Below are 11,630 nucleotides of genomic sequence, written 5' to 3'. Positions count from 1 at the left end.
GGTGCCGGCCCGGCGGGAGGCCTACGAGGGCCGCCCCGCCGCGCCGGGCCTCGGCGGCACCCGGCTGCCGCTGGCGAGCTGATCCCCCGACGGGCGGCTGGTCCCCCTCGGGGGCTCGTCCCCGTCAGGCGGCCACCAGTGCGGCCGGCCGGCCCGCGTGCATCACGCTGAGATTGGTCGCCAGCCGGACCGGGTCCTGGGCCAGCCACAGCCGCAGCGCCGCGCCCAGGGCGGCACTGGCCGACTCGACCCGGACGTCGGTGATCTGCGCGATCCGGGCCGCGCCCGGCACCAGCAGGTCGGCCAGCGCGGTCGGCAGCCAGACCGTCAGGGCGCACGGCGCGGGCATGGCCAGCGCGCCCAGCAGCCGGTAGGCGTCCCCCGGTGCGCTGAGCGTGGGGATGATGTCCAGCAGCGCGTCGGACACCACCTCGGACACGTCGCTCCGGTGTCCCTGGGCGAGCCTGCGGAGCAGCATGCGCTCGGCGGCGGTGATTCGGACGGTCAGCATGACCTCGTCGCACTCCATTGCGCGATTTCCTCCTCAATTCCCTCTCGCACCGACCGGCGGCCGGCACGCACTACCCCTGCACATCGGCCCGGCTACCTGTGGGAGAGAGCCGGGCCGGTGGGTCATCGTGTGCCCCGGTCAGATCCCCGCGTAGGAGTGCTTTCCGGTGACGAAGATGTTCACGCCGTAGTAGTTGAAGAGCCAGCAGGCGAACGCCGCCAGCGCCAGGTAGGCGGCCTTGCGGCCCTTCCAGCCGGCCGTCGCGCGGGCGTGCAGGTAGCAGGCGTAGGCGACCCAGGTGATGAACGACCAGGTCTCCTTCGGGTCCCACTCCCAGTACTTGCCCCAGGCCGCCTCGGCCCAGATCGCGCCCGCGATGATGGTGAAGGTCCACAGCGGGAAGACCAGGGCGTTGATCCGGTAGGACAGCTTGTCGAAGGTCGACGCGGCGGGCAGCCGGCGCCAGATCGAGGCCGAGGTGCCCAGCGGACCGGTGGTCAGGCCGGCCGCCATGCGCTTGTCGAAGGAGTCCTTGCCGAGGTACAGCAGCGTCGCGATGAACGCCGCGTAGAAGGCGCCGCCGCAGAAGATCGCGGTGGACACGTGGATCGCCAGCCACGGCGAGTGCAGCGCCGGGACGAGCTGCTCGGAGTCGGTGTACAGCACCGTGGTGGCGATGCCGAGGGTCAGCAGCCCCGCGAGGACGACCGGCAGGCCGAGCCAGCGGACGTTCTTCCTCGCGGCCAGCAGCACCAGGTACGCCGCCGTCATGGCGAAGGCGAAGGCGCAGGAGAACTCGTACATGTTGCCCCACGGCCAGCGCGAGACCGAGAGGCCGCGGGCGACGATCCCGCCCGCGTGCAGCGCCGCGCCGAGCACGGTGAGCGAGACGGCGATCCGTCCGGCCAGGTCGGCCCGCTCGTTGGTGCCGGCCGCGCCGGGGCCGTCCTCCTCCTCGACGCCGCGCCCGCTGGTGACCACCGTCGCGCCCTCGCCCGCGACCGCGGTGCGGGTGAGCGTGGTGGTGCCGCCGCCGGCCCCCGCCACGGTGACGGTGACCTTCCTGGCCTTCTTCTCGGCCGTGGCGACGCTCTCGCCGAGGCTGCCGGCCTGGACCTTCGAGCGGACGGCGACGGCGCCCTTGCTGCCGAAGGTCCACTCGATCATGTGGGCGAACATGGCGAGCGTGTAGACCACCATCGCCGAATAGATCAGCTTGTTGGAGAGGTCGGCCAGCTGTGGGTCGACCGCCGAGGCGAGTTGCACCGTCTACTCCTTGGAGTTCTGGTCGGCAGGGACTGCGGGGGCTGAGGCCTCGGCCTCGGGGTCGTGGGGTGTCGCGTCGGACGGGGTGTCGGCTTCCCCGGCACCGTCCTCGGCCTCCTCCTCGGAGGCCGGGGCGTCGTCCTCGGAGGCCGGGGCGTCGTCCTGGAGGTCGACCGCGAGCTCCGCCAGCTCCTCGGCGATCTTCGCCGACTCGCTGCGGGCCAGGCCGGCCAGCTCGACCTGGGTGCCGCCGCCCGGCAGGGCGACCGCCCGCACCCAGATCCGGCGGCGCTGGATGAACAGCGAGCCGATCAGACCGAGGATCGCCAGCACGCCGCCGACCAGGGCGATCTCATTGCCCGGGCGGTGCGTGATGTTGAAGCTGGCCCACTGCTTGTAACCGTCGAAGGTGATGGAGCCGTAGCCGTCGGGGAGGGTCCAACCCTCACCCGGCTTGAGCCTGGCCTTGGCCGGCTGGCCGTCCTGGATCAGCTGGGTGAGCTTGCGGGTGTTGAGCTGGTAGACGTTCTGCGGCAGGCCGGAGTCGGTGCCCAGGTCGCCCGCGAAGGCGTTCAGCACCAGTTCGGGGGCGGCGTCACCGGGGAACAGCGAGACCGGGCCGGTGCCCTCGAAGCTCAGCGGGGCGGTCGGCAGGAAGAACCCGGAGAAGCCCATCTGGGTCTTGTTGCCGTCGGGACCCACGCCGTAGTCGGAGGCCTTCACCACGCCGGTGGAGGTCAGGTTGCCGTCCTGCGGCAGGAACGGGACGGCACCCTGGTAGACGACGTCGCCCTTGCCGTTCTTGAGGGTGATCACCGGGGCGTAGCCGTGGCCGATCAGGTAGACCTTGCTGCCGCCGACCTCCAGCGGGTGGTTCACCTCGATCGTCGACTTCTTCAGCGCGGACGGGTCGCCGCCCTCGGAGTACTCGACGTGCGCGGTGAACTGCCGGGCGGCGCCGATCTGGTCGCCCTTCTCCTGGAACTTCGAGGTGAAGCCGTCCAGCTTCAGGTAGAAGGGGTCCAGGTCCTGGCTGCCGTAGAACCGGGTGCCGGTGAAGTCGTCGAGCTGGGTGATGGTGTTGGAGTAGGCCTCGCCCTCGATCATCAGCTTGCCGCCGGTGCCGGCGGCCAGGCTGGACCAGGCGAAGCCGCCGAGCAGCGCGAACAGCGACAGGTGGAACAGCAGGTTGCCGACCTCGCGCAGGTAGCCCTTCTCGGCCGCGACCGCGCCGCTGGACAGGTGGGCGCGGAAGCCGCGCTTGCGCAGCAGCCGGTGCGCGGCGGCGTTCACCTTGTCGGCGTCCGCCTCGGTGCGCCAGACCGCGTGCACCGGCATCCGGGTCAGGTTGCGCGGCGCGGCCGGCGGCCGGGAGCGCAGCACGCCGACGAACTGCCAGGTGCGCGGGACGATGCAGCCGGCCAGCGAGACGAACAGCAGGATGTAGATCGCGGAGAACCAGACCGAGCTGTAGACGTCGAACAGCTGGAGCTTCTCGTAGATCGGCGCGACCGTGGTGTGCTGCGCCTTCCAGGTCTGCACCTTGAACTGGTTCTGCCCGTTCTGCGGGATCAGCGAGCCGGGGATGGCGGCCAGCGACAGCAGGAACAGCAGGATCAGGGCGACCCGCATCGAGGTCAGCTGGCGCCACATCCAGCGGGCCCAGCCGAACGGCCCTATGCCGGTCGGGCCTTCGGACTCGACCGGGGCGGTGCTGAGCCGCTCGGCGGCACTGTCGTCCGGCGCCGGCGGCTGCTCGGTCTCGGTCGTGGTGTTGCTCACGGTCAGATTCCGATCTGGAAGTCGGCGGTCCAGGACTGCAGCTGGCTCATCATCGAGTCCCAGATCCCGGTGACGAGCAGCAGACCGACCGCGACGAGCATGCCGCCGCCGATCCTCATGACGAGCGGGTAGTGCCGCTTGACCCAGCCGAAGGCGCCCAGCGCCCGGCGGAAGGCCACCGCGGCCAGGATGAACGGTACGCCGAGGCCCAGGCAGTAGAAGGTGGTCAGCAGCGCGCCACGCTGGGCGTCGGCCTGGTTGAGGGCCAGGTTCTGGACGGCGGTCAGGGTCGGGCCCATGCACGGGGTCCAGCCGACGCCGAACACCACCCCGAGCATCGGGGCGCCCAGCAGGCCGACCGCCGGGCGGCGGTGCGAGCGGACCTCGCGCATGCTCAGCCCGGGCACCAGGCCCATGAACGCCAGGCCCATCACCACGGTGAGCGAGCCCAGCACGATGCTGATGATCCGCTTGTAGTCCTGGAGCTCCTGGCCGAAGTAGCCGAACAGGGCGCCGGTGGAGACGAACACCGCGGTGAAACCGAGGATGAACAGCACCACGCCGAGCAGCATCCGGCCGCGCCGCGAACCGCGGGCGTCCGCGAGGTCGGCGGCGGAGAAGCCGGTCACGTACGACAGGTAGCCGGGGACCAGCGGCAGCACGCACGGCGAGAAGAACGACGCCAGCCCCGCCACCAGCGCGACCGGGGCGGCGGCCAGCAGCGCGCCGCTCTGGACGGTCGAGGTGGCGTCGGCGAGGTACAGGGGCGGCAGACTCACTGCTTCTGCTCCGCGACCACCGGCTGGAGGATCGACTCCAGCGCGTCCTCGGTGGTGCCGCCGACGGCGCGGGCGGCCAGCTTGCCGTCCCGGTCGACGATCAGGGTGGTCGGGATGGACTGCGGGTTGAGGCTGCCCTTGGGGAACTTGAGCAGCTGGGTGCCGGCCGGGTCGAAGAGGCTCGGGTAGGTGACGCCCTGCTCCTGCTCGAAGCGGACGGCGTTCTGCTTCTCGGTGTCCCGGGTGTTGATGCCGAGGAACTGGACGCCCTGGTCCTTGTACTTCTCCGAGACGTTCTGGAGGCTCTTGGCCTCGGCCCGGCACGGGCCGCACCAGGAGCCCCAGACGTTCAGCACGACGACCTTGCCCCGGTAGTCGGAGAGCTTGGCCGCGGTGCCCTCCAGCGTCTCGCCGGAGATGTCCGGCGCGTCCCCGCGCTTGCCGGCCTCCGCCTTCGACAGGTTGGTGCCCTTGACCGTGACGAAGCCGACCTGGCCCTCGCCGCCGCCCGACGAGCCCGAGGAGGAGCAGCCGGTGAGGGCGAGCGCAGCGGCGGCGACGGTGGCGGCGGCTGCTGCGGCGACACGAGGACGGGGGCGCGTCATGGCAGACATGTGAAAAGTTTCGCATGGAGTTCCGGGCCGGTTCGCCGGGGTCCTGCCTTGCGCGTCGCACCCCCTCTGACCTGCGACGAAATCGGGTCACCCGGCATCTGCCAGGTGACCCGAAGTCATACTTACACGCCGCTTACGGAGGCGGGGCGGCGAAGGTGCGGAGGCTAGGCGCCGAAGCTCTTGCCCACCGGCTTGTCGCCCTTGCGGCCCTTGCCCACCAGGTGCGCGGGCAGCAGGTCGCGGGCCGGCTCGCGGTAGCCGACGGAGACGATCCTGTCGCCCTCGAAGGTGAAGCTGGTCAGCGAGGCCAGCGAGCACTGCCGGTTGCGCGGGTCGTGCCAGAGCCGGCGGCGCTCCACGAAGGAGCGCAGGGTCCAGATCGGCAGCTGGTGGCTGACGCAGACCGCCTCGTGCCCGCGCGCGGCGTCCCGGGCGGCGCCGAGCGCGCCCATCATCCGCACCGCCTGGTCGAGGTACGGCTCGCCCCACGAGGGCTTGAACGGGTTGGTGAGGTACTTCCAGTAGCCCGGGTTCCGCAGCGAACCGTCGCCGACCCCGAAGGTCTTGCCCTCGAAGACGTTCTCCGCCTCGATCAGCCGCCCGTCCGCCGCGACGTCCAGGCCGTGCGCCTCGGCGATCGGCGCGGCGGTCTCCTGGGCCCGCTCCAGCGGGGAGGCCACCACGTGGGTGATGTCCCGGCCGGCCAGGTCCTCGGCGACCCGCTCGGCCATCTTCCGGCCCAGCTCGGACAGGTGGTAGTCCGGCAGGCGCCCGTACAGGACGCCCTCCGGGTTGTGCACCTCGCCGTGCCGCATCACGTGGACGACGGTGATCTCTTTGGCGCTCACTTCTCGACTACTCCTGGGAATCGGGTTCGGGCCGCGACGGGTCAGGCCGTGGCGGCGGCAGCGGCGCGCGCGGCGGCCGGCAGGGCGGCGGCGATCCGCTCGATCGCCCGCTCGTCGTGGGCCGCCGAGACGAACCAGGACTCGAAGGCGGACGGCGGCAGGTAGACGCCCGCGGCCAGCATCGCGTGGAAGAAGGCGGTGAAACGGTACGCCTCCTGGGTCCTGGCCTCGTCGTAGTCGGTGACCGGGGCCTCGGTGAAGAACACCGAGAACATGTTCCCGGCGGTCTGCAGCCGGTGGGCCACGCCCTCCTTGGCGAGCGCGTCGGTGACCAGGCCGGAGACCTCGGCGGCGACCTTGTCCACCGTCGCGTACACCTCGTCGGTGCAGCCGCGCAGCTGGGCCAGGCCGGCCGCGGTGGCGATCGGGTTCCCGGACAGGGTGCCCGCCTGGTAGACCGGGCCGGCCGGGGCCAGGTGCGCCATCACGTCGGCGCGGCCGCCGAAGGCCGCGGCCGGGAAGCCGCCGCCCATGACCTTGCCGAAGGTCAGCAGGTCCGGCGCCCAGCCCTCGTTCGCCGCCTCCAGGCCGTACCAGCCGGCCTTGGAGACGCGGAAGCCGGTCATCACCTCGTCGGAGATGAACAGCGCGCCGTTCTCCCGGCAGAGCCGGGCCAGGCCGCCGTTGAAGCCGGGCAGCGGCGGGACGACGCCCATGTTGCCGGGCGAGGCCTCGGTGATCACGCAGGCGATCTCGCCCGGGTGGGCGGCGAAGGCCTGCTCGACGGCGGCCAGGTCGTTGTACGGCAGCACGATGGTGTCGCCGGCCTGGGCACCGGTGACGCCCGGGGTGTCCGGCAGCCCGAAGGTGGCCACGCCGGAACCGGCGGCGGCCAGCAGCGCGTCCACGTGACCGTGGTAGCAGCCGGCGAACTTGACCACCTTCGCCCGGCCGGTGAAGCCGCGGGCCAGCCGGATCGCGGACATGGTGGCCTCGGTGCCGGAGGAGACCAGGCGGACCTGCTCGACCGGGGCGACCCGGCCGACGATCTCCTCGGCCAGCTCGACCTCGCCCTGGCCGGGGGTGCCGAAGGAGGTGCCCTTGGAGACGGCCTGCTGGACGGCGTCGATCACCGCGGGGTGCGCGTGGCCGAGGATCATCGGACCCCACGAGCACACCAGGTCGACGTACTCGCGGCCGTCGGCGTCGGTCAGGTAGGGGCCGGTGCCGGACACCATGAAGCGCGGCGTGCCGCCGACCGCGCGGAAGGCGCGCACCGGGGAGTTGACGCCGCCGGGCGTCACCACGGAGGCGCGGTCGAACAGCGACTGGGACTGGGGGGCTTCGTAGGGGTAGCTCACAAAAGACATGGTCTCAAATCGTGTCCTCACGCTCTGCATGTCCGACCCGATCATCTGGAACGATGATCCGGGCACCGTTGTCTGTACGGTTGTCCGTACAGCAGGGGCCGCTGACTGCACCGGACCGGGGACCAGTCAGACTGTGTACACAGAGTGCACGGGCGTTCCGGTTTGTGTGCAGGGGTGTGGAGAGGACTGCCGCGTACCGCGAGTGGGTACGGCGGCGCATGACGGGTAAGGAGCACGTCCGGTGGGCGCCGGATGTGCGGGGGTCTGTCGATTCCGGCGAATTCCGGTGAGGATGGTCCGAGTGTCCGAGGCGCAGGACGGCTACGACGAGGCTGCGGGGGGCTCCCGCAGGCCCGCCGAAACCGCACGCGGGGGTACGGGAGCGGGTACGGGTCGTGGTCGTCGCGGCGGTGAGAGGCGGGGTGAGGGACGCGTGGGGGTGACCTACAAGTACTTCGGGGCCCCGGACCGCGCGACCGCCGCCAGAGTTCCCACCGCCCTCGGCCCGGGCGGACTCGGCCTGGAGGCCGGCGAGCTGGGCTCGCTGGGGCGGCTCGGCGACCTGATGGAGACCAGCGGCTCCCCCACCGGCCACCTCTCCACCAAGATCAAGCCGGAGACGATGAGCGCCATGGTGCTCACCGGTATCCAGGGCGTGCCGCTGCACCAGGTGCCGCCGCTGGAGCTGGTCGTGCTGCACCCCGACTACGCCGTCGTCCAGCTGCCCCACAACGTCGTCGAGCCGTTGCGCAAGGCCGACGAGACGGAGCTCGGCGCCGCCGCCTTCATCTGGTCCACCGTGCCGGACCGGCGCGGGCCGCGGGACGCGTTCGTGATCTACAGCATGCTGCACGAGTGGCAGGACTTCGCCAACCGGCTGCACGAGGCCGGGCACCAGCTGTACTGCCTGGTCTGGCCGTGACGCCCGGCCCCGGCGCGCTGTTCGAACGCGGGCCGGGGCGGGGCGGGTTGGCGGACCGTCAGTTCTGACGCCCGGTCGGCCGCAGGACGGTGGCGGCGAGCAGCAGGGCCACCGCGAGGAGTCCGGCGGCGACCGCGAAGGCGAGGCGGAAGCCGCCGGCCAGGGCGTCCGCGGCGGGGTGCCCGGCCGCGGTCAGGGCGGCGGTGCGGCCGCTCGCGAGGGTGCCGAGGACGGCGACCCCGAGCGCGCCGCCGACCTGCTGGGTGGTGTTGAACAAGCCGGAGGCGGTGCCCGCGTCCTGCGGTCCGGCGCCCGACATGCCGAGGACCGCGAGCGTGGACAGCACCAGTCCGCCGCCCGCGATCAGCAGCATGGTCGGCAGCAGGTGGACGACGTAGTCGGCGTCGGCGGGCAGCCGGACCAGCAGTCCGAGCGCGGCGAGCAGCATGGCGAGCCCCGCGAGCAGCACGGCGCGCTCGCCGAACCGGGCGCTCAGCCGGGCCGAGAGCAGCAGCGACACCGCGCCGATGGCGGCCGCCGCCGGCAGCATCGCCAGGCCGGTGGCGGCGGCGCCGTAGCCGAGGACCTGCTGCAGGTAGAGCGCGACCATGATCTGGAAACCGAACATCCCGGAGATGGTCAGCACCTGCACGGCGTTGGCGCCGGAGACGTCGCGCGAGCGGAACATCCGCAGCGGGAGCAGGGGTTGGGCGGCCCGGGCCTGCCGGAGCAGGAAGCCGGCCAGCAGCGCGAGCGAGAGCGCGCCGAGGCCCAGGGTGCGGGCCGAGGTCCAGCCGTGCTCGCCGGTGCCGACGATGGTGTAGATGCCGAGCATCAGGGCGGCGGTGATCAGCACGGCGCCCAGCACGTCGGCGCCGGCCCGCAGGCCGGGGCCGCGGTCGGACTCCAGCAGCCGCAGGGAGAGCAGGACGGCGGCCAGGCCGAGCGGCAGGTTGATCAGGAAGATCCAGTGCCAGTTGAGCGCCTGGGTGAGCACCCCGCCGAGGACCTGGCCGATCGAGGCGCCGGCCGCGCCGACGAAGCTGAACGCGCCGATCGCCCGGCCGCGCTCGGCCGGCTCGGGGAAGAGCGTGACGATCATGCCGAGGCTGACGGCGGAGGCCATCGCACCGCCGACGCCCTGGAGGAAGCGGGCGGCGATCAGCGCCTGCTGCCCGGTGGCGACGGCGCAGAGCAGCGAGGCGGCGGTGAAGAGGGTGAGCCCGGCGACGAACATCCGCCTGCGGCCGATCAGGTCGCCGAGCCGGCCGGCCAGCAGGAGCAGGCCGCCGAAGGCGATCAGGTAGGCGTTGACCGTCCAGGTGAGGCCGGCGGGCGAGAAGTGCAGGTCGCCCTGGATCGCGGGCAGCGCCACGGTGACGATCGAGCCGTCCAGGACGATCATCAGCATTCCCGCGCAGAGCACCGCGAGGGCGAGGGTGCGGGAGCGGGCGGTGGCGGGGGCCGGCGTGGGCGCGGCCGGGGCGTGCGTGGTCATGGCGGTTCTCCCGGTTCGTCGAGTACCGGGTAGGACGCTATCAGATCGTTTTGTTCGGGACTATCTATCTCGGGAGCAGCTTGGGGTCGGGGCGTCAGCCCCGCGAGCGGCGGGCACGGCGGACGGTGCGCTCGACCTCGACCGGTTCCGCGAGGTGGCCGTCCACCAGGCGGGTCAGGGCCGAGACGAACACGTCGCGCTCCGGCCGCGGCAGCGCCTCCAGCAGTTCGCGGTGCACCCGGTCGGCGATCGCGGTGCCCTGCACCACGGCCCGCTCGCCCGCCTCGGTGACCGAGACGATCCGGGCCCGCCGGTCGGTCGCGGACGGGCGGCGCTCGGCCAGGCCCGCCTTCTCCAGCTCGTCGACGGTGACCACCATGGTCGTCTTGTCCAGGTCCGCCAGCTCGGCCAGCTGGATCTGGGTGCGTTCGGACTCCTGCGCGTGGAACAGCACGCAGTAGGCGCGCGGGGTGATCCCGAGCTCGGTGAAGGCGGCCGCCATCCGGGTGGCCAGCACGTGGCTCGCGTGGTCCATCAGCCCGGAGATGTCGCGGATCTGGCGCACGGGCGGCGGGGTCGTCGTCATACGTCCGAGGTTAGCAACGGCCCGTCTGCTCCCGGATGATCCCGTAGCCAACCAACGCCGGGTCTACGGGATGCCCAACTCGAACAGCGCATAGCCCGCGTACCAGCCCGCCGCGAGAACGGGCATCGCCAGCAGCCAGGCCAGCGAGGAGAGCCGCACCCGGCGCAGCGCCACCGCCAGGCCGATGCAGAGCGGGAAGGCGGGCAGCAGGTAGCGCGAGATGTTGCCGAAGATCTGGTTGGTGCTCAGCGCGGTGAAGATGGTGAGCCCGGTGTAGACCCACAGCACCAGCGGCGGCCGGGTGCGCCACAGCAGCAGCACCAGCCCGGGCAGGGCGATCAGCAGGCCGATCGCGATCAGGTCCGGGACGGGATTGGCCTGCCAGTAGGTCCAGTGGCCGGTGATCACGTCCCTGATCGTGCGCAGGGTGGAGGAGCCGCCGTCGAAGTAGCGGTTCCAGGCGCCCTGCTGGAGCTTGAAGTAGCCGCCCCAGTCGCCCATCTTCCAGCCGACCCAGGCGACGTAGCCGAGCAGGCCCCAGGGCGTGATCAGCATCGCGGTCAGCGGACGGGCCACCCCGTCGGTGCGGCGGACCAGCGCGACCAGCGCGGCGATCGAGACGGCGGCGATCAGCACCGCGGCGGTCGGCCGGTTGAGGCCCGCCACCAGCGTCAGCACACCGGCCGCGAGCCAGCGGCGGGTCATCACGCAGTAGCAGGCCCAGGCGGACAGCGCGACGAACAGCGAGTCCGAGTAGACCGCCCACTCCACGCCGGAGCCCGGGAACAGGCCCCAGAGCACCGCCGCGATCACGCCCGCCCGGAAGCCGCCGAGCCGCTCGGCGATCGCGAAGATCCCCGCCGCCGCGACCAGCGAGGCCAGCACCGAGACGACGATCCCTGAGCCGTACGGGCCGAGCCCGGTGACCGCGCCGACCAGCCGCATCAGCCAGGGGTAGAGCGGGAAGAAGGCGGCCGAGTTCTCGTAGTAGGTCGCCAGCGGGAAGCCGTGCAGCGGGATCAGCTGCGGGTTGTACCCGTTCTCGGCGATCCGCTGGTACCAGACGCCGTCCCAGGTGCCCAGCACGTCCCAGGGATTGGCGCCGCCGCCGCGGCCCGGCTGCTTGTTCAGGTAGTCGCCGGTGTGCGAGAGCAGCAGCATGAAGACGGTCACGCCGATGGCCTTGACCACCGCGTACGCGCCCAGCGCGGGCGCGAAGCGGTCCACCAGCGCCCCGAACCGGCCGGGCTCCCGGCCGGTCCGTTCCTCGGGGGTCTCCACCGGCTCCGCTCCGGGCGCCGCGGGCGCTCCGGACTGGGTGCTGGACGACTCAGTGCTCGATGCCGTGCTCATCTGGTCTGGGTACTCCCCGCCCCGCTCGTGGTCCGCGCGGCTCCGGCGCAACGATTTTCCCGTGAGCCTACGGCACGCCCCCGAACCGAGGCCCCCTGGTG

Annotated in this window: 11 protein-coding genes; 1 reads left to right on the top strand and 10 read right to left on the bottom strand. The window is 72.1% G+C overall.

Annotation, left to right across the window (positions count from 1 at the left end):
- Positions 1 to 124 precede the first annotated feature (124 nt).
- The 7 genes from ACIQOV_RS09100 to hemL form a co-directional block, all read right to left on the bottom strand.
- Entirely contained in the window at positions 125 to 511 is a 387-nt protein-coding gene (locus ACIQOV_RS09100; RefSeq protein WP_359902817.1) for a hypothetical protein, read from the bottom strand.
- A gap of 138 nt (positions 512 to 649) precedes the next feature.
- Entirely contained in the window at positions 650 to 1,777 is a 1,128-nt protein-coding gene (ccsB, locus tag ACIQOV_RS09095) for a c-type cytochrome biogenesis protein CcsB (RefSeq protein WP_401046596.1), read from the bottom strand.
- A gap of 3 nt (positions 1,778 to 1,780) precedes the next feature.
- Positions 1,781 to 3,559, bottom strand: coding sequence for a cytochrome c biogenesis protein ResB (locus ACIQOV_RS09090; RefSeq protein WP_401046593.1), 1,779 nt, complete (start codon positions 3,557 to 3,559; stop codon positions 1,781 to 1,783).
- Between the two features lie 2 nt (positions 3,560 to 3,561).
- A complete protein-coding gene (locus tag ACIQOV_RS09085; protein ID WP_387686369.1) occupies positions 3,562 to 4,332 on the bottom strand; it encodes a cytochrome c biogenesis CcdA family protein in 771 nt (256 codons plus the stop codon).
- A 2-nt stretch (positions 4,333 to 4,334) separates the two neighbouring features.
- Positions 4,335 to 4,952, bottom strand: a complete 618-nt coding sequence (locus ACIQOV_RS09080) for a TlpA disulfide reductase family protein (protein WP_359902808.1) — start codon at positions 4,950 to 4,952, stop codon at positions 4,335 to 4,337.
- Between the two features lie 164 nt (positions 4,953 to 5,116).
- Positions 5,117 to 5,767: a histidine phosphatase family protein gene (locus tag ACIQOV_RS09075; RefSeq protein ID WP_359902904.1), complete on the bottom strand. Its 651-nt coding sequence runs from the start codon at positions 5,765 to 5,767 to the stop codon at positions 5,117 to 5,119.
- A 74-nt stretch (positions 5,768 to 5,841) separates the two neighbouring features.
- A complete protein-coding gene (hemL, locus tag ACIQOV_RS09070; protein ID WP_380351288.1) occupies positions 5,842 to 7,170 on the bottom strand; it encodes a glutamate-1-semialdehyde 2,1-aminomutase in 1,329 nt (442 codons plus the stop codon).
- A 439-nt stretch (positions 7,171 to 7,609) separates the two neighbouring features.
- Between hemL and ACIQOV_RS09065 the strand changes: the two genes are divergently transcribed.
- The gene (locus ACIQOV_RS09065) at positions 7,610 to 8,092 is read left to right on the top strand and encodes a hypothetical protein (RefSeq protein WP_380542117.1); all 483 of its coding nucleotides are present in this window, start codon (positions 7,610 to 7,612) and stop codon (positions 8,090 to 8,092) included.
- Positions 8,093 to 8,150: 58 nt separating this feature from the next.
- Here ACIQOV_RS09065 and ACIQOV_RS09060 read toward each other — a convergent pair whose 3' ends face one another.
- From ACIQOV_RS09060 to ACIQOV_RS09050, 3 genes are all read right to left on the bottom strand, one after another.
- Complete coding sequence (locus ACIQOV_RS09060; protein ID WP_401046590.1) at positions 8,151 to 9,590, bottom strand: DHA2 family efflux MFS transporter permease subunit; 1,440 nt, start codon at positions 9,588 to 9,590, stop codon at positions 8,151 to 8,153.
- Between the two features lie 94 nt (positions 9,591 to 9,684).
- Positions 9,685 to 10,176: a MarR family winged helix-turn-helix transcriptional regulator gene (locus ACIQOV_RS09055; RefSeq protein WP_401046586.1), complete on the bottom strand. Its 492-nt coding sequence runs from the start codon at positions 10,174 to 10,176 to the stop codon at positions 9,685 to 9,687.
- A gap of 63 nt (positions 10,177 to 10,239) precedes the next feature.
- Positions 10,240 to 11,529 carry a glycosyltransferase family 39 protein gene (locus ACIQOV_RS09050; protein ID WP_380542126.1) on the bottom strand — a complete coding sequence of 430 codons (1,290 nt, stop codon included), beginning with the start codon at positions 11,527 to 11,529 and terminating at the stop codon, positions 10,240 to 10,242.
- Positions 11,530 to 11,630: the final 101 nt, after the last annotated feature.

This window comes from Kitasatospora sp. NPDC091257 (assembly GCF_044757675.1).
GTDB classification, from domain to species: Bacteria; Actinomycetota; Actinomycetes; order Streptomycetales; family Streptomycetaceae; genus Kitasatospora; species Kitasatospora lactacystinica.
Note: the sequence above shows the minus strand (reverse complement) of the source record. Positions and strands in the feature narration are given on the sequence as shown.